General features: G+C 62.0%; 16 protein-coding genes and 1 tRNA gene. 7 read left to right on the top strand and 10 right to left on the bottom strand.

Annotation, left to right across the window (positions count from 1 at the left end; genetic code table 11):
• Positions 1 to 69 precede the first annotated feature (69 nt).
• Together purC and purT are read right to left on the bottom strand one after the other, a co-directional pair.
• Entirely contained in the window at positions 70 to 819 is a 750-nt protein-coding gene (gene purC, locus Q0K62_RS05500; RefSeq protein WP_297316978.1) for a phosphoribosylaminoimidazolesuccinocarboxamide synthase, read from the bottom strand.
• A gap of 181 nt (positions 820 to 1,000) precedes the next feature.
• Complete coding sequence (purT, locus tag Q0K62_RS05495) at positions 1,001 to 2,287, bottom strand: formate-dependent phosphoribosylglycinamide formyltransferase (protein WP_297316977.1); 1,287 nt, start codon at positions 2,285 to 2,287, stop codon at positions 1,001 to 1,003.
• 185 nt (positions 2,288 to 2,472) lie between these two features.
• On the opposite strand from purT, the gene Q0K62_RS05490 reads away from it, so the two are divergent.
• From Q0K62_RS05490 to Q0K62_RS05470, 5 genes are all read left to right on the top strand, one after another.
• A complete protein-coding gene (locus tag Q0K62_RS05490) occupies positions 2,473 to 3,525 on the top strand; it encodes an ATP-binding cassette domain-containing protein (RefSeq protein WP_297316976.1) in 1,053 nt (350 codons plus the stop codon).
• Entirely contained in the window at positions 3,522 to 4,202 is a 681-nt protein-coding gene (locus Q0K62_RS05485) for a methionine ABC transporter permease (RefSeq protein WP_297316975.1), read from the top strand. The genes Q0K62_RS05490 and Q0K62_RS05485 overlap by 4 nt, the downstream gene beginning before the upstream one ends.
• Before the next feature lie 25 nt (positions 4,203 to 4,227).
• Complete coding sequence (locus Q0K62_RS05480; protein WP_297316974.1) at positions 4,228 to 5,106, top strand: MetQ/NlpA family ABC transporter substrate-binding protein; 879 nt, start codon at positions 4,228 to 4,230, stop codon at positions 5,104 to 5,106.
• A 47-nt stretch (positions 5,107 to 5,153) separates the two neighbouring features.
• A complete protein-coding gene (locus tag Q0K62_RS05475) occupies positions 5,154 to 6,017 on the top strand; it encodes a MetQ/NlpA family ABC transporter substrate-binding protein (RefSeq protein WP_297316973.1) in 864 nt (287 codons plus the stop codon).
• Positions 6,018 to 6,206: 189 nt separating this feature from the next.
• A complete protein-coding gene (locus Q0K62_RS05470; protein ID WP_297316972.1) occupies positions 6,207 to 7,409 on the top strand; it encodes a glycosyltransferase in 1,203 nt (400 codons plus the stop codon).
• A gap of 145 nt (positions 7,410 to 7,554) precedes the next feature.
• Here Q0K62_RS05470 and Q0K62_RS05465 read toward each other — a convergent pair whose 3' ends face one another.
• Positions 7,555 to 8,331, bottom strand: a complete 777-nt coding sequence (locus Q0K62_RS05465; protein WP_297316971.1) for an ABC transporter permease — start codon at positions 8,329 to 8,331, stop codon at positions 7,555 to 7,557.
• On the bottom strand, positions 8,324 to 9,289 hold the full coding sequence (locus tag Q0K62_RS05460; protein ID WP_297316970.1) for an ABC transporter ATP-binding protein: 966 nt from the start codon (positions 9,287 to 9,289) through the stop codon (positions 8,324 to 8,326). Before Q0K62_RS05460 ends, Q0K62_RS05465 begins: the two co-directional genes overlap by 8 nt.
• A gap of 154 nt (positions 9,290 to 9,443) precedes the next feature.
• Between Q0K62_RS05460 and Q0K62_RS05455 the strand changes: the two genes are divergently transcribed.
• Together Q0K62_RS05455 and Q0K62_RS05450 are read left to right on the top strand one after the other, a co-directional pair.
• Positions 9,444 to 10,136 carry a response regulator transcription factor gene (locus Q0K62_RS05455; protein ID WP_297316969.1) on the top strand — a complete coding sequence of 231 codons (693 nt, stop codon included), beginning with the start codon at positions 9,444 to 9,446 and terminating at the stop codon, positions 10,134 to 10,136.
• Positions 10,137 to 10,147: 11 nt separating this feature from the next.
• Positions 10,148 to 11,104, top strand: coding sequence for a HAMP domain-containing sensor histidine kinase (locus tag Q0K62_RS05450; protein ID WP_297316968.1), 957 nt, complete (start codon positions 10,148 to 10,150; stop codon positions 11,102 to 11,104).
• 4 nt (positions 11,105 to 11,108) lie between these two features.
• Here the strand turns inward: Q0K62_RS05450 and Q0K62_RS05445 are convergent.
• The 6 genes from Q0K62_RS05445 to Q0K62_RS05420 form a co-directional block, all read right to left on the bottom strand.
• A tRNA-Gly gene (locus tag Q0K62_RS05445) sits at positions 11,109 to 11,184 on the bottom strand.
• 122 nt (positions 11,185 to 11,306) lie between these two features.
• Entirely contained in the window at positions 11,307 to 12,356 is a 1,050-nt protein-coding gene (locus Q0K62_RS05440) for an NAD(P)-dependent alcohol dehydrogenase (protein WP_297316967.1), read from the bottom strand.
• Positions 12,357 to 12,612: 256 nt separating this feature from the next.
• Positions 12,613 to 13,638 (bottom strand): aminotransferase class I/II-fold pyridoxal phosphate-dependent enzyme, encoded by a 1,026-nt coding sequence (locus Q0K62_RS05435; RefSeq protein ID WP_297316966.1) that lies wholly within the window; start codon positions 13,636 to 13,638, stop codon positions 12,613 to 12,615.
• Between the two features lie 260 nt (positions 13,639 to 13,898).
• Entirely contained in the window at positions 13,899 to 15,308 is a 1,410-nt protein-coding gene (locus Q0K62_RS05430; protein WP_297316965.1) for an NAD(P)(+) transhydrogenase (Re/Si-specific) subunit beta, read from the bottom strand.
• On the bottom strand, positions 15,305 to 15,634 hold the full coding sequence (locus tag Q0K62_RS05425; protein ID WP_297316964.1) for an NAD(P) transhydrogenase subunit alpha: 330 nt from the start codon (positions 15,632 to 15,634) through the stop codon (positions 15,305 to 15,307). The genes Q0K62_RS05430 and Q0K62_RS05425 overlap by 4 nt, the downstream gene beginning before the upstream one ends.
• Entirely contained in the window at positions 15,631 to 16,839 is a 1,209-nt protein-coding gene (locus Q0K62_RS05420) for an NAD(P) transhydrogenase subunit alpha (protein ID WP_297316963.1), read from the bottom strand. Before Q0K62_RS05420 ends, Q0K62_RS05425 begins: the two co-directional genes overlap by 4 nt.
• Positions 16,840 to 16,949 lie beyond the last annotated feature (110 nt).

The following is a 16,949-nucleotide window of genomic DNA, read 5'->3' as shown; positions in this document are numbered from 1 at the left end:
ATGGGTGAGGAAATGGCCTTGAGAGGTTCCGGGGGGGGGCTTTTCCCGTACCGGATCCCCTGGGTGGTCTCAAACCTGTTTGGGTGCTTCCGCCTGGTCCAGCCTGGCCAGACCGTCCAGAATGGTCTGATAGGCGGGGATGATGCTTCCCAGGTCCCTGCGGAAGATGTCCTTGTCCAGGTGGGTGATGCCCTGGTCCTGGTTCCTGGTCGACCAGAGGCGGCAGGTATCGGGGGTGATCTCATCGGCCAGGAGGATGATCCCCTGCGAGGACCGCCCCATTTCGATTTTGAAGTCCACCAGTTCCACGTCGATGGCCTTGAAGATGGCGATCAGGGCCTGGTTGATCTCACGGGTTTTGGCGGCGATGACGTCCAGGTCCTGTTCGGAGGCCAGACCCAGGGCCAGGATGTCATCGCGGTTGATGAAGGGGTCGTTCAGGGCGTCCGACTTGTAGAAGAACTCCAGGACGGGCTGCTTGAGGACGGTCCCCTCCTCGACCCCGTACCGCTGGGCGAAGGAGCCGGCCGCCTTGTTCCTCATGACGATCTCCAGGGGGAACATGGCCATGCGGCGGTTGAGCTGTTCGGTATCTGAGATCCGACGGATGAAGTGGCTGGGAATCCCGCGTCGCCCGAGCAGGTTGAAGATCACCGAGGTGATCTGGTTGTTGAGATGGGCCTTGCCTGCGATGTTTTCCTTCTTGGCCCCGTTGCCGGCCGTTGCCTGGTCGGTGTATTCGACCCAGAGCAGGTCTGGATCATCTGTTTCGTAGAGCTTCTTGGCCTTGCCTTGGTAGAGCATTCCCAACTTTTCCATGGTTCGCCTTCCTGAGCTGCGCTCGCGAATTGGAAATAACCGGACTACGGACGAGGCCAGAATAGCAAGGGCAAGTTACAAACACGGGTCTTTCAGGAGGGGTCGGCGTGGCGGTGGAATGACCCCCTGATCACAGTGGTACCAAGTCTTCCCGCCTGGACAATCCGAGGGAATCATAGCCTTACTCCACCTGTGCCCGAAGGGCCCGGACCACCTGGTCGGCTCTTGCCCTGGCCTGGGTCTGGTCTGCCCCCTGGGCCAGGGCCACGGCCATCCTTCTGCTGCCTTCCACCAGGGGCTTGGAGAAGATGCGCAGATCGGTTCCCGGGTATGCCAGTGCCTGGGGGACTCCGGTGAAGGTGACCTGTCCATGGCCCCGGACCAGGACCGCCTGGCTTGCCGCGGACCAGCCAGGGGGCAGGGTGAGCTCCAGATCCTCCCGGTGAACGGGGATGCCCAGGATGGCTCTGGCATGCAGGTCGAATTCCGAGAGCCGCTGGGAGATCATCGTGACCATGCCCGTGTCGTGTGGCCGGGGGGAGACCTCATTGAAAAGGACACGGCCGTCCTTGAGGACGAAGACCTCCACACCGTAGACCCCCCAACCGGTCTCGCCCTGCTTCCTGGCCAGGTCGGTCATGGCCCGGATCAGTTTTTCCGCCATGTTCGATGCCTTCTCCAGGATGGGCCTGTCCAGACCGGAGGGCTGCCAGGACTGGCGATAGTCGCCGTCCTCCTGGCACTGTCCGATGGGTTCGCAGGTGGCGATTCCTGCGCTGGAGGAGATGGTCAGGACGGTCAGTTCGTGTTCGAGGGGGGCCAGGGCCTCGACGATGACCCTGCTGGGCTGGTCCTTCCGGCCACGGGCGCGCCCGCCTGTCTGGGCTGTCCGCCAGGCCTCCTCCAGGTCTCCGGGATCGCGGACCAGACTCTGCCCATGCCCGGATGAGCTCATGACCGGTTTGATCATGCAGGGGAAGCCCACCGCTTCAGCCCCCTGTCGGAGGTGATCCAGGTTCTGGGCGAATCGGTAGGGTGTCGTATCCAGCCCCACCGTGTCGTGGGCGAAGGTGCGCAACGCCTGCCTGTCCATGCACATGGCGGCCATTCCGGAGGCCGGGACCACCTGGATGCCCCGGTCGGCGGCCCAGGCCAGCTGGTCGGTGGCTATGGCCTCCACCTCGGGCACGATCAGGTCCGGTTCGATCTGTGCGATCAGGTCCCGTAAAGCCTTTGGATCGGACATGGGCAAGACCCTGAAGGAGTGAGCCACCTGTGTTGCCGGGGCGCTCGGGTAGGAGTCGACGGCGCAGACCCAGGCACCCAGACGGATCAGGCTGATGCAGATTTCCCGTCCCAGTTCGCCGGCCCCGAGGAGCAGAACCCTGGTGGGACGACTGCCGAGGGGGTTGCCGAGGGGACGATCATTGATGGACGAGAATTCGTTGGGCACGACGGAATCGGTCATGGTCCCATTCTGCCATGGGTTCCCACAGGAGGGATGGCACGGCAGGGTGTCGTTTCCGTGCGTGCCTTCCGGCGCGTTTTTCCATCGACCGATAAGCGCTCATAAATAAGACCTATAGGGGTGGGCCTGGTCCAGTGACGTGGCGGATATTACTATGACACTCAGTCGACATGGAAGGCGGGAAGGTGAACCATCGGATACCTGTGGTGGAGATTCGCAATCTCACCAAGATTTATCGAAGCGGTGAGGAAGAAGACAAGACAGCCCTGGCTGATGTCTCTCTGGATATCGATGCTGGTGACATCTTCGGCGTTATCGGCCTGAGTGGGGCTGGCAAATCCACTCTGGTGCGGTGCATCAATGGCTTGGAAGGTTATGACTCAGGCAGCGTCAAGGTGCGGGGCCGGGAGGTGCAGGATCTGACTCCCGCAGATCTGCGCTCCCTGAGGCAACGTACCGGTATGATCTTCCAGCACTTCAACCTGATGCCCTCCCGCACGGTAGCGGGTAATGTGGAGCTTCCTCTCCTCGAGGGGAGTGTGTGGAAGCACCAGCGGGCAGCCAGGGTAGCGGAACTGCTGGAACTGGTAGGTTTGTCGGACCTCGCCGACCACTACCCCGCAGAGCTGTCCGGCGGTCAGCAACAGCGTGTTGCCATCGCCAGGGCCCTGGCCAATGAGCCGGATATTCTACTGAGTGATGAAGCCACCAGCGCCTTGGATCCCAACACGACAAAGTCCATCCTCCAGCTTTTGCGTGATCTCCACGACAGCCTTGGTATCACGGTGGTCCTGATCACCCACGAGATGTCCGTCATCAGGCAGATCTGCAACAAGATTGCGGTCATCGATCACGGAACCATCGTCGAACAGGGGAAGGTCTTCGATGTCTTCGCCGACCCCCAGGCCCAGCTGACCAAATCCTTCATAGCCACTACATCCAACCTGGATAAGATCACCGACCTCCTGGCGCAGGATTCGCCTCTGGTGGCCCTGGAACCCGGTCAGGTCATCCTGCGTATGTCCTACGTATCCAAGGAGGTCTCCGAGGCCCTGGTCTCGTATATCTCACGCGCCTTCGACCTGGATGTCAATATAATTTTCGGAGACATCGACGTGGTCGACGGATCCCCCCTGGGCGGCCTGGTGGTAAAGATCGCCGGGACCGATGACCATATCAAAGGTGCGCTGGAATACCTGAAGTCGCGCAATATCGGAATCGAGATACTCAAGTCATGACGTCTTTGCTGAACGCCTGGTTCCCCAATGTGATGAGCCGGCTCCCCGAGTTCTTCAACAGTCTGGTCCAGACCCTGGTCATGGTCGGTGTCTCCGGGGTCATCTCCTTCTTCCTTTCCCTGATCATCGGGGTGGGGCTGATCGTGACCCGTCGCAATGGCATCCGTCGCAACGGGGTCGTCTTCAACATCCTGGACAAGCTGATCGACCTCTTCAGGTCCATCCCCTTCATCATCCTGGCTGCCGCCCTGGTGCCGGTGACCAGGTTGCTTATGGGTACCGCCATCGGCCCCAAGGGTGCCATCTTCCCCCTGGTCGTGGGCATCACCCCCTTTTTCTCCCGGCAGATCGAGTCCGCTCTGGCGGGACTGGACCCGGGATACATCGAGGCCGCGGAATCCATGGGAATGTCCACCTGGCAGATCATCTGGCATGTCTACCTGCGCGAGGGCATCCCCGCCATCATCCGGGTGACCACGATCACGATCGTCAGCCTGGTGGGGGAGACGGCCACGGTGGGTATCGTCGGTGGTGGCGGACTGGGCGACTTCGCCATCAGGCTGGGCTACCAGCGGTACATGTACGACGTGACCATCGCCACGATCATCGTCCTGGTCATTTTCATCGCCCTGATCGAGCTCTTCGGTCGGCTCCTGGCCGAGGTCATCGAGCATTGAGCACCCAAGCGGAAGGTTGAGCAAGGTGGCAGATCGCAGACGTGCAGGCAGGAAGAGTCGCGCCAGGAGGGAACTGGTGGCCCTGGGCCTGGTCATGATCCTGCTCCTGGCGGCGGTCGTCGGGGCTGATTTCCGGCTCAACCGGGCCAGTGCGGGAACCAGGACCGTCACGGTGGGGGTCATCGGCAGCTCGGACGACCAGATCTGGAAGGCGGTCCAGGAGGAGTTGGACCGCCGCAACGAACACATCAGGATCGTGCTCAAGCCCTTCCAGGATGCCATCTACGTCAACCAGGCCACGGCCAACCGGGAGGTGGACTTCAACGCCGCCCAGCATTACGCCTACCTGGAGGATGACGTCAAGACCAACCACTACAGGCTCTCCGTCATCGGTGACACCTACATATCCCCGATGAACCTCTACTCCAAGCGGTACTCCAAACCCTCCCAGTTCCAGGACGGCGACAAGGTGGCCATACCCAACAACGCCACCAACATGGGACGTGCCCTGAAGGTCCTGGCCGATGCCGAACTGATTGGTCTGCGCGACCCCAAGGCCACCAACCCCCTGCCCGAGGATGTGGTCGAGAACCCCAAGCACCTGCAGATCGAACAGGTCGACCCGGCCGGTATCCTCAACCTCCTGCCCGACTACGCCGGTGGGGTGACCAACGCCAACTTCGTTGTGGATGCCGGTAAGAGCGTACATGACGCCATCCACGAGGTCCCCTACGACCTGGAGAACCCGGCCAACAAACCCTACATCAACATCATCGTCACCACCAGGGATCAGAAGGACAACCCCATCTACGCCAAGGTGGTCAGCGCCTACCATTCCAAACATGTCGCCGACACGATCACCAGGGTCTACAAGGGGGCCTGCGTGCCCGCCTTCAAGGTCTGATGCACCGGTAGCGGGCGGAGAAAGACCCAAGAGAAGAGGGGTGGAGTATGGCTAACAGGAGAACCCGGGCCAAGAGGGAACTGGCGGCCGTGTCCGCGGTCATGGTGATTGTGGCGGTCCTGATGGGATTGGCCTATGTGCGCATCAACCGGCCCGCCCTGGGGGAGCGGGAGATCAGCATCGGTGTGGTGGGCAACGCCGACGAGGAGATATGGAAGGCTGTCCAACACGAGCTTGACGCCCGCGATACCGGGCTCAGGGTGCGGCTGAAGTCCTTCCAGTACGGCCGCTACGCCAACCAGGCCCTGGCCAACAGGGAGATCGATCTGAACGCCTTCCAGCATTACGCCTTCATGGAGCAGGAGTCCCGGAAGAACGGCTACCGTTTCGCCGCCATCGGCGACACCTATATCTCGCCGCTCAACCTCTATTCCAAGCGGTACTCCAGCCCTGACCAGATCAGGCAGGGGGATCGCCTGGCCATCCCCAACGATCCGATAGACCTTGGTCGGGCCCTGAAGGTCCTGGACAGCGCCGGACTGATCGGGTTGCGCGACCCCAAGGCCACCACGCCCGTCCCGGAGGATGTGGTCGACAACCCGCTGGGCCTGGTCCTGGACCAGGTGGACCCGACCGGCATCGTGAACGTCCTTCCCGACTATGCCGCCGGCATCACCAACACCAACTTCATCATCGATGCAGGCATGAAGGTCGATGATGCCATCTACCAGGTGCCGGGAGGTCTCGAATCGCCGGCCAACCACCCCTATGTGAACATCATCGTGGCCAGGGCGGCAGACAGGGGCAACCCCACCTATGCAACCCTGGTCTCCGCCTATCACAGCACGTATGTGGCCGATGCCATCACCCGCTACTACAAGGGTGCGGCTGTTCCGGCCTTCCGACCCTGAAGGATCGTGGTGGTGGAAAGGCCCGGGTTGAGCGGTGCTGCAACCAGGATTGACGGAATAGGGTAGGGTGCCGGAAACCGGCCCGGCGGATTCGACCGGGGGAACTCCACTGCCGGGCCGGGCATTGGCCGGGTTTGCGCCCACTGTGCGGTGTCCAGTATGGCTGGTGATATGGGGCCGGAGGCCATCATGATGAAGATCCCTGCCGCCGACCCGCCTGCCACGGGCGGCGATGGCAATGATGAACGAGGCCGGGGCGGGGCCCTGACACTGGCGCTGGTCCTTGATTCCTTCGGCAACCAGGGCAACGGCACTTCGAACTCCGCGCTTCAATATGCCCAGGAGCTCCGCGCCCAGGGGCATGAGGTCCGCCTGATCGGTCTGGGTGCCCCCTCCTACGGAGCCCGGGTCCATCGGATCCCCCTGGTGTCATGGGTCGCCGCCAAGCAGCAGATGAGTTTCGCCCGGGCGGATCCCGAGCTCTTCAGGAGGGCCTTCGCCGGGGTCGACCTGGTGCACATCTACACCCCCTTCGCCTTCGGCCGCGCCGCCCTTGGCCAGGCGCGGAGGATGGGCATCCCGGTGACGGCCGGCTTCCACATCCAGCCCGAGAACATCACCTATTCCAGTGGTCCCATCCGCTTTCTGCCGGGGGTTGATTCAGCCATATACCAGCTGTTCCGGCACTGGCTCTATGGGCATGTGGACCATATCCACGTGCCCACACGGCTGACGGCCGATCTTCTGCGGTCACACGGGTATGAGGCGCATCTCCATGTGATTTCGAACGGTTACCAGGCCAGGTTCAACCCCGGAACGCGCTACGACAGGTCCTGTCGGGGCCGGACCTTCCATATCGTGGCCTCGGGAAGGCTTGCCGGGGAGAAGGACCACGCCACCCTGATCCGGGCCCTGTCCCGGTGCCGTCACAGGGATGAGATCACCTTGACCATCGCCGGCACAGGGCCCTTGGAACACCGGCTCAAGGCGGAGGCCGCCGAACTGCTTGGTGAGGGTGCGGTCTCCATCGGTTTCCACCCCAACGGGAACATGCCTGATCTTCTCCGCCAGGCCGATCTCCTCGTCCATCCCTCCATCGCCGATCTGGAATCGGTGAGTGTGCTCGAGGGTATGGCCTGCGGGGCGGTGCCGGTCATCGCCCAATCGGACCTCAGCGCTGCAGGACAGTTCGCCCTGACCCCCAACTCACTCTTCCCCGCCCGCCAGGATCAGGTCCTGGCCGACCGGATTGATTGGTGGTTCGAGCATCCCGACCTTCTCGACCACTGGTCCAGGGAGTACGCGGAGCATACCAGGACCGTCTACTCCGTCCGGGCATGCGTGCGGCAATTCGTCGGTATGGCTCGACAGGCTATTCGCGATTACCGCTGAACGGCACACTCTCGTGCGGTTTCCCCTCGTCGGTGTCAGATCCTTTCTGGGCCGACTCCACAAGCCGGTTCCCTGTTCTGGCTGAGCCTGGTTGCCGTAACCGTGCAGTCGAGATTGTCTCGCATCCTCATGGCGGGGCTGCCCCTCAGATTTCTTTCCTGGACAAGATCAGGGCCGATCCGATGACGGACGCCAGGACCACTCCCAGGGATACCCCGGTGTAGATCCAGGCCTGGTAGACCTTGAGGGTGCCGATGGCGATCTGTTCAGCGAACCCGACGAAGTCGAGGTATTTCAGCCACTTCCAGTTCAGGTTCGTGACCAGTAGGCCGATCAGTATCGGCCACACCACGATCAGGACCGCCGGAAGGACCGTGGATTGGGTCAGGACCAGCAGGACGATACCCAGGCTGATGATGACGGAAATGCAGAAGCCGACCGATACCGTCATGGTTGCCGTATCCCGACACAGGACGGCCCAGGTTGCGCCCGGCTTCCTTCCCAGGGCCAGGCCTGTGGCCAGGATGGAGATGAAGTAGCACAGGGTCAGGAGGAGGATATCCGCCAGGATGGTCACGTACTTGCCCAGGATGAACTGGATGCGTGAGATCCCCGATGTCAAAGTGTTCTTCAAGGTGTGCTGGCTGTATTCACAGCCGATGACGATGACGAAGACCGCGATGTACAGGTAGATCAGCGTGGTGGCGGAGTCGGCACCTAACTGCATGCCCGTTTTGACGGTCCAGGTTCCGTTGGTGATTTCCAGGAGTCGGTGGCTGTATTCCGGGCCACCCGTGCTGATTCCAATAGTGGTCTTCGACCAGGTGGACCAGATGCCCAGGGCCACGGTGCACACCAAAAGAAGCATCATGCCGAAGGAGTGTCGCTGTCTATAGAAATCGGCTCTGATCTGATTAATCATTATCGCCTCCCTGGTTCCGGTGGTCCTGAGTGGCGGGTCCCCGCTGTTCCGGGTCGTGATTGAGCAGGTCCATGAAATAGTCCTCCAGCGATCCTTTCTGGTCGTTGATGTGATTGACCAGAACACCTTCCTCCACCAGGAGCCGGTTGAGGGGGCCTGGTTCCAGATGCTGACGTCTGATCAGGATCCGGTGATCATCCATGACCTGGAAGGGGGTGATGCCCTCGCGGTCCAGGATCATGGCGGCCCTGGCGCTCTGATCCACATCCAGCAGGATGCCGGCCTGATTGACTCTGTCGAGTTCCTCTCTGGTCACCTCCTTGATGAGTCGGCCATGGCTGATGAATCCGAACCTGGAGGAGACCAGGTAGAGCTCGCTCAGGATGTGGCTGGATATGAGGAGGGTCGTCCGCCTTTCCTTGCTGAGTCTGGCCAGCAGCTGTCTGAACTCCATGATTCCTGCCGGGTCCAAGCCATTGATGGGCTCGTCCAGAATGAGGAGATCGGGGTGGGGAAGAATGGCCATGGCCAGCCCCAGACGTTGCCGCTGGCCTAGTGAGAGTTGACCGGCGCGGGTCCTGGTCTTTTCGCTCAGACCAACGAAGCCCAGGGTTTCGTCGATGGCGCCCTCGTCGATCAACCCGTGCTGGATGGCGACCAGTTTCATGTTCTGTCCGACGGTAAGCCTGGTGAAGGCAGCCGGGGTTTCGATGACCGAGCCGATTCTGCCCAGGATGCGGCTGTTCTGGCCCAGGGTGCTTCCCATCAGGCTTATCCTGCCCTCCTGCATGGGGGAGAGCCCGGTAATCAAGCGCATCAGGGTGGTTTTGCCGGCCCCGTTCTCGCCGATCAGACCATAGATGTCGCCCCTGGCTATGGTGATGCTGACATCATCCAGGGCCTGGAAACGACCGAACCGTTTGCTGACATGGCTGATGTCCAGAATGGTATTGGCCATGGGGTTCCTTTCTGCTTGGGACTACCTACGACCTTAGGATGGCTTTCTTACCCCCGAGTCAAGGAATCATTAAGAATAACATAAATCCTCCTCCCATCGGCCGGTCTGGCCTGACGATTTCGGTAGCATGGGGGTGAGTGGGGAAAGGAGAGGCATGCCGACGATTCTGGTGGTGGAGGATCAGGAGGATATCCAGGCCCTGCTCAAGGATGTGTTGGGCGGGACCTACAGGGTTGTCCAGGCCAGGACCGGGGCGCAGGCCCTGACCCGTTTCCAGGAGGAGGAACCGGACCTGGTCCTCCTGGACCTGATGCTCCCGGTGGTGACAGGCGACAGCGTGCTCAAGGCCATCCGTCGTAGGTCATCCGTTCCGGTCGTCGTCCTCACGGCCGTCCAGGACAAGACCAGAACCGTCGCTCTCCTGGACCAGGGAGCCAACGACTATGTGACCAAGCCCTTCGACATCGACGAGCTCCGCGCTCGCGTCCAGGTGCAGCTGCGCCAGTCCGGAGCCATCGTGGTCGGGAAGGATGCCGCTGAACTGCCTGATCCCAAGGTCAGCTTCGAGGGAATCGAACTCGACCGCATGGAGCATACGGTCAGTGTGGATGGGCACCAGGTCGATCTGGCCCGGAAGGAGTTCGCCATCCTGGAGCTCCTCATGGACCATCCCCACCAGGTCTTTGCAAAGGAAGCCCTCTACCGCGAGGTGTGGAACCAGCCCTATATCAATGCTGAGAACACCCTGAACGTCCACCTGAGCACCCTGCGGACCAGCCTGAACAGGTATGCTGGGGACCAGCGCTACATCGTGTCGATCTGGGGCATTGGTGTCCGCCTGGTCTGAGGTCAGGCGGGATGGCATATGACGACGGGAAGGAGGACCGCGAAGACGGGACCTGTGGAGGTGGGGCTGTGAGCCTGGCAGTGCTTGCCCTGGGACTGATTGTCCTCGTTCTGGTGGTTGTCCTCGGATTGCTGGTTGCGGACCTGAGAAGGATCAGCGCCGACCTGGACTACATCAATCATCGTGATACGAACGCATCGGTGACCGTCGACTCCAACTGTGGGTCCATCCGTACCCTGGCCGGTCGGATCAACACCGGTCTGGACAAGACCCGACGACTGCAGGTCGCCCAGGCCGAGCAGGCCAGGCAGGTACGGCAGATGCTGACCAACCTGACCCATGACATCAAGACCCCGCTGACCGTGGCCAGGGGGTACGCCCAGCTGCTCAAGGAGGGACCGACCGACCGGGATCAGCTGGATCGGATCCTGAACAACCTGGAGTCGGTGGACCATTACCTTCATTATCTGATGGATTTCAACCTGATCCAGGAGAAGAAGGTGGCCCTCGACCTGAGCCGGGTGAACCTGTCCGCCCTGGTCCAGGAGGAGCTCTTCAACGTCTTTGACGCCCTGACCGAACGGTCCGTCACCGTGGAACCCGGGATCCAGGCCGGGGTGGAGGTGACCACGGACCAGACCATGATGCGGAGGGTCGTGCAGAACCTGATCGGCAACTGGCTCAAGTATGCGCAGGGCTCTGCCTGGATTGAGCTGAACAAGGAGCAGGGAAGGATCCATCTGGACTTCGGAAACAAAACCGGGGGCAAGCAGGTGGATGTGAACAGGCTCATGGAGCGGTTCCAGACCGACGACCAGTCACGGACCATGACCCGAAGCACCGGCCTGGGGCTGAGCATCGTCGATTCCCTGGTGGATTCGCTTGGCGGTTCCATGACCCTGGAGGCCGGAGAGGGAGTCTTCCTGGTCCATCTGCTCCTGGAGGATACCCCGCACAGGGAGGGTTGAACCGTGGAGCGGGCAACGGGACTCGGACCCGCGGTCTCGACCTTGGCAAGGTCGCGCTTTACCAACTAAGCTATGCCCGCACAACTGATGCCTGGCAGAAATCCGCTCAGGCATGTTCCAAGTATACCGAAGGGGTGGACGGCCCCGGTCGGGTAGCGGGGCGAACCTCGGACCGGCCCGGGCCGTCCTCTCAGGAGCCTGGTCAGGGCCTCCCGTTGGGGAGGACCACCGCCCTGGCCGACAGCTTGTTATCGACCAGATTGTGGTAGGCCACCAGGGCATCGTCCATGGAATAGGTCTCGATCTCGGTCTGGATCTGCCCATTGCGGTACATGTTGGCCACATCGTAGAGCTCGGGGATGGACCCCCAGTAGACCCCCATGAGTTCCTGTTCCCAGGGCTTGGAGTACCAGTCGTACTCCGCCTTGCCGCCTGCGATGCCGACCACGGTGACCCGTGACCCGGCGGCTCCGGCCGCCTGGGCTGCTGCGATGGTGGGGGCGATCCCCACGAAGTCGAAGGCGGCGTTCACCCCCTCGCCATGGGTGATCTTGCGGATCTCCTTCAGCTCGTTCTCGTCACTGGGAACGGTTATGGCCCCCTTGGCCTCGGCCTTGGCCAGGGCTTCGGGCTTGGTGTCGGTGGCGATGATGGTGGCGCCGGTCAGGGCGTGGAGTATCTGGATGGCGATCTGGCCCAGGCCACCCAGGCCGATGACCAGGGCGTACTTGCCGCCACCGCCCAGGTGGGGCATGCTGGCCTTGATGGCGTGATAGGGGGTCAGGGCCGCGTCGGCCAGGGGGGCGGCGCCGATGGGATCGGCATCGCCCAGGGGAACCAGGTTCCGCACCGGGACGGTCATGTACTCGGCCATACCCCCGTTCCGGCCCAGGCCAAGGGCCAGGGATTCGTTGGTGGCCGCGCTGGAGCAGTAGTTCTCCTGGCCGGCCACGCAGTGGGGGCAGTGGCCGCAACCGGTCGGGCCATAGACCAGGTAGGCGTCCCCCTTCTTGATCCCTTGCACGTCGGGGCCCAGCTCATCCACCCAGCCTGTGGTCTCATGGCCCAAAATGAAGGGCGGCTTGGTGTGGGTGCCGGTTTCCGGGGTGTATTCCTGGAAGACGGAGACATCGGAATGGCAACAGCCTGCGCCGGCGACCTTGAGCGTGACCTCGCCGCTGCCCGGCTGTGGTTTGGGCATGTCCTTCAGAACAGGGAATGTGTTGTACTCCTCGAATACGACTGCCTTCATGTGGGTTCCTTTCGTCCTTGAATCGGTATTGACCTTCGGAGGAGACTGCTTCGTCTCCTTCTTCCCCAAGCGCCAATACCTCGATTCTATTGAGGAAAGAATGCGCGACAGTCCGGTTTGACTGTGAGAAAGTAGATACCCGGAGCCCCTGTGATTTTGGCCACAATTCCCTTCTCCACACCCCTGATTGGGATAGTGCCGGGGTGAAGGGAGGGGCTGGACCGTGTCAAGCCCAGCCGTCCCAGGGCCGTCGGGCTCAGAGCAGATCTATCAGGGCCAGGGTGTCCTCCTTGGAAGTGGCCCATGAGGTGGCCAGACGGATGACCGTATGGTCCGCGTCCTTGCGCTCCCAGAAGTCGAACTTGACCCTTCTGGCCAGATCCTCCATCCGTTGGTTGTCCACGACGACGAAGGTCTGGTTGGTGGGGGAGTCCATATAGGTCTCGTACCCCTTCGCCCTGAGCGCCTCCTTGATCAGGCCGGCCGTCTCGATGGCATTGCGGCTGATGCGCCGGTAAAGGTCATTGGTGAAGAGGGCGTCGAACTGGACGCCCAGGAGCCTCCCCTTGGCCAGGAGTGCCCCGCGGCGCTTGATCATGGTGCTCATATGCTCTGGGGCATCACCCGTGGGGAAGACCACCGCCTCTCCGCAGAGGGCTCCGACCTTGGTGCCGCCGATATAGAAGATGTCGCACAGTTCGGCGATGTCCTTCAGATCCACATCGGTTCCCGGAGCCACCAGACCATATCCCAACCGTGCCCCATCCAGGTAGAGGGGAATCTCATACCTGCGGCAGATCTTCGACAGTTCCTGGAGCTCCTGCCTGGTGTAGAGGGTGCCGTATTCGGTGGGATGGGATATGTAGACCATGCCGGGGAAGACCATCTGCTCGTGGTTGCCATCGGCATAGAAGCCCTCCAGGTAGGTCTCCAGGGTGTCCGGCCTGATCTTCCCCCGGTCTCCCGCCACCGTCAGGACCTTATGGTCGATGGCCTCGATGGCGCCAGCCTCATGAACGTTTACGTGCCCGGTGTCTGCGGCCACAACGCCCTGCCAGGGTTTGAGGGTGCAGGAGATGATGGTCTGGTTGGTCTGCGTCCCGCCCGCCATGAAGAAGACCTGGGCCCCGGGGCAGGCGCAGGCCTCGGCGATTTTTTGGGCGGCCGAGCTGCAGTACCGGTCCTTGCCGTAGCCGGGAAGCTGCTCCATATTGGTGTCGATCAGCCTTTGGAGGACATCAGGGTGGGCGCCTTCGGAATAGTCGTTGACGAATGAGAGCATGTCTGTCCTTTCAGCCTGGTCTCCATCCCGGAACCTGCCGGTGATGCGAGTTCAATCCCTATCAGCATATGGCTCCGGGTTCCCATTGGGGTCGGCGGAGGGTCGGTCTACGGGTGGGCAAGCCAAAGCCCGGGTTTTCGGAACTGGTTTCGTGCGCTCCGGTCGCCCGGCGGTTGGTGCGGACAGGTTCGTGGATTCAATGAAATGGCCAGGGCATGAAAATCGATGTCCTGGCCATTCTTCGCAATCTCTTCAGGGGATCAGGCGATCAGTTCCTTGACGGCGGCGATGATGGCCTGGAGGCTGGCCTTGGCGTCGTTGAAGAGCATCTGCGTGTTCGGATTGAAGTAGAGCTCATTCTCGATGCCGGCATAGCCCTTGCCGCGTCCGCGCTTGAGGACGACCACGTTCTGGGACTTGTCCACGTCGAGGATGGGCATGCCCGATACCGCGGTTCCCGGTCTGCGCGCGGCCGGGTTGGTCACATCGTTGGCGCCGACCACCAAGGAGACATTGGCCGATGGGAACTGTGGATTGATCTCATCCAGGTCCACCAACTCCTCATAGGGAACGTTGGCCTCCGCAAGGAGAACATTCATGTGTCCGGGCATACGACCGGCCACGGGGTGGATGGCGTAGGAGACCTCCACGCCCCTGCCCTTGAGGAGTTCGCCCAGATCGGCCAGCTCACGCTGTGCCTGGGCCTGGGCCAGACCGAACCCGGGAACGAAGATGACCTTGTCGGCATAGACCAGTTGCACGGCCACGTCATCCGGGGTCGTCTCCCGCATGGTGCCCTGGGCACCCTGGTCCTGGGCATCAGCGGAGGAGGACCCACCGAAGCCCCCGGCCAGGACGCTGAGGAGGGGACGGTTCATGGCCTCGGCCATCAGGACGGACAGGGTTGCTCCGGCCGCACCCACCAGGGCGCCGGCCACGATCAGGGCCACATTGTCGATGGCCAGGCCGTTCATGGCGACGGCCGTACCAGTGCAGGCGTTCAGGACGGAAATGACCACCGGCATGTCGGCGCCGCCGATGGGGATGACGAAGACCAGGCCGTATCCCAGGGCGAAGAGTGCGGTCAGCAGGGCCCAGAGCATCCGCCGTTCCGGATTCAGACAGAGCATGACCAGGGAGATGACCGTAAGCAGGGCGAAAGCCACATTCCATACGGCCTTGGCCGGCAGTTTCAGGTTCTTGACCAGGCCGATACCCTGCAGCTTGCCGGCCGCCACCAGGGATCCGGTGAAGGTGATGGACCCGATGACCACGCCCAGACCGGCCGTGATCAGAACGACCAGGGTGGGGGAGCCCTCGGAGGTCAGGATGTCGTTCAGTGCGACCAGGGCGGCCGCTCCACCTCCGACCGTGTTGAAGATGGATACCAGCTGGGGCATGTCCGTCATCTTGACCTTTTCGGCCGAGTAAACCCCTGCCAGGGCCCCGATCAGGATGCCGGCCACCAGGAGGATGATGGCCATGGAGGATGTGAATCCCGTGGCGAAGAGGTGGATGAAGGCCATGGCCACGGCGATGACCATGCCCACCGCCGAGACCCGGTTACCCATGCGGGCCGTCTTGGGCGAGTTCATGAAGTGCAGCCCCATGACGAACATGACGGCCGAAAGCAGGTAGACGAACCAGGTGATGATGTCGAGGGCGTTCACTTGCCTGCCTCCTCGTCATCCTTGGATGCCTTGGCATCCTTGTCCGGTTTGGATGATTTGAACATCTCCAGCATCCTGTCGGTGACCACATACCCGCCGACCACGTTCATGGTGCCCAGGATGGCCGCCAGGAAGATGAGGACATAGGAGAGTGGGGAGTGGGCCTCGGCGGCGATGATGACCACACCGACGATGACGATGCCGTGAATGGAGTTGGCTCCGGACATCAAAGGGGTGTGGAGGGTGGCCGGAACCTTGCCGATCACCTCCACGCCGATAAGCAGGGCCAGGATGAAGAGGGTGATTGCTATGACCAGGGAGTTCATGCGTCTTGACCTTTCGCTTCGGCGGCTGCAGGGGTTTCAGCCGTGTCGGACCCTGCCTCATCCGCCCCTGCGGCTGAGCCGGACCTGGGAGCCGCGGCCACCACCAGCGCCTGGTCTATCTCATCGTCCGGGTCCATGCTGAGGGATCCGTTGCGTACGAAGTGCACCAGTACGTCGGCCACGTTCCGGGCCAGCAGGTTGGAGGCCGTTGTGGCCACACCACTGGCCAGGTAGGGGGCGCCGATCATGATCACTCCGCCATCGGTGGTGTGGGTTCCCACCTGGGACCCCTCCACGTTTCCGCCCAGATCGCTGGCTGCGCAATCCACCACCACGGCTCCGGCGTGCAGGTTGGCCACACCCTTGGCCGTCAGGAGCCTGGGGGGTTTGCCTCCGGGAACCTTGGCCGTGGTGATGACCACGTCGAAGCCGGCGGCCTTGGTGTCCACGGCCTCCTGCTGCCGGGCCTGCTCCTCCTCGGTCAGCTGACGGGCGTAACCGCCCTCACCCTGCCCCTTGGAGAAGTCAAGTCCCAGATCGAGGAACTTGGCACCCAGGGATTCAACCTCCTGCTTGGAGGCCGGGCGCACATCGTAGGCGGTGACGACCGCACCCAGGCGCTTGGCCGTGCCGATGGCCTGAAGGCCGGCAATGCCGGCACCGAGCACCAGTACCTTGGCCGGGCGGATGGTGCCTGCCGCCGTGGTCATCATGGGGAAGAAGGAGCCATAGGCATCGGCGGCCACCAGTGCCGCCTTGTACCCCATGACCGAATTCTGCGAGGTCATCTCGTCCATGGACTGGGCCGAGCTGAGCTGACGGGGCAGTCGTTCCATGGCGATGCCGACCAGGCCGGCCTTGTCGAGTTCGGCCAGGTACTTCTGGTCGGTGAATGACCCCAGCATGCCGATCACCCAGGTCCCTGGCTTGATCTGGCTTATCAGTTCAGGATCGGGGCGGTCCACGAACTCCAGTACTGATGCCTTGTCCAGGATCGTCGCCCTGTCGGTGATTCGGGCGCCCGCCTGCCTGTAGTCATCATCCTGGAAGCGTGACGGTATCCCCGCTCCGGATTCCAGCATGCAGGTGATGCCTTGTTTGCTGAGTCGTGTCACGATGTCCGGTGTCAGAGCCACTCGTGACTCATCATGGCCTGTTTCATCCAGTACACCGAGCACGACCGCAGTGTCATTGGGTCCGCTCATAGGTTTCCTTTCCGACCACTTCTATGTGTAAGGAATAACACGCTTGATTATACGTGGCTGTGGCGATGAAATCCGGTCGCTGGGGCGGTGCGGGCACCTGATGTGGCTGC

The sequence above is a fragment of the uncultured Bifidobacterium sp. genome (genome assembly GCF_945269915.1).
Taxonomy (GTDB): Bacteria; Actinomycetota; Actinomycetes; order Actinomycetales; family Bifidobacteriaceae; genus Bombiscardovia; species Bombiscardovia indica.
This window is presented reverse-complemented; position numbering and strand designations above follow the sequence as displayed.

What these genes read in the sequence shown, in the direction of transcription:
- Q0K62_RS05450 (WP_297316968.1), top strand. Translation starts at nt 10,148, where the DNA reads ATGGCATATGACGACGGGAAGGAGGACCGCGAAGACGGGACCTGTGGA.
- Q0K62_RS05440 (WP_297316967.1), bottom strand. Translation starts at nt 12,356, where the DNA reads ATGAAGGCAGTCGTATTCGAGGAGTACAACACATTCCCTGTTCTGAAG.
- Q0K62_RS05435 (WP_297316966.1), bottom strand. Translation starts at nt 13,638, where the DNA reads ATGCTCTCATTCGTCAACGACTATTCCGAAGGCGCCCACCCTGATGTC.
- Q0K62_RS05475 (WP_297316973.1), top strand. Translation starts at nt 5,154, where the DNA reads ATGGCTAACAGGAGAACCCGGGCCAAGAGGGAACTGGCGGCCGTGTCC.
- purC (WP_297316978.1), bottom strand. Translation starts at nt 819, where the DNA reads ATGGAAAAGTTGGGAATGCTCTACCAAGGCAAGGCCAAGAAGCTCTAC.
- Q0K62_RS05465 (WP_297316971.1), bottom strand. Translation starts at nt 8,331, where the DNA reads ATGATTAATCAGATCAGAGCCGATTTCTATAGACAGCGACACTCCTTC.
- Q0K62_RS05420 (WP_297316963.1), bottom strand. Translation starts at nt 16,839, where the DNA reads ATGAGCGGACCCAATGACACTGCGGTCGTGCTCGGTGTACTGGATGAA.
- Q0K62_RS05485 (WP_297316975.1), top strand. Translation starts at nt 3,522, where the DNA reads ATGACGTCTTTGCTGAACGCCTGGTTCCCCAATGTGATGAGCCGGCTC.
- Q0K62_RS05470 (WP_297316972.1), top strand. Translation starts at nt 6,207, where the DNA reads ATGATGAAGATCCCTGCCGCCGACCCGCCTGCCACGGGCGGCGATGGC.
- Q0K62_RS05455 (WP_297316969.1), top strand. Translation starts at nt 9,444, where the DNA reads ATGCCGACGATTCTGGTGGTGGAGGATCAGGAGGATATCCAGGCCCTG.
- Q0K62_RS05425 (WP_297316964.1), bottom strand. Translation starts at nt 15,634, where the DNA reads ATGAACTCCCTGGTCATAGCAATCACCCTCTTCATCCTGGCCCTGCTT.
- Q0K62_RS05460 (WP_297316970.1), bottom strand. Translation starts at nt 9,289, where the DNA reads ATGGCCAATACCATTCTGGACATCAGCCATGTCAGCAAACGGTTCGGT.
- purT (WP_297316977.1), bottom strand. Translation starts at nt 2,287, where the DNA reads ATGACCGATTCCGTCGTGCCCAACGAATTCTCGTCCATCAATGATCGT.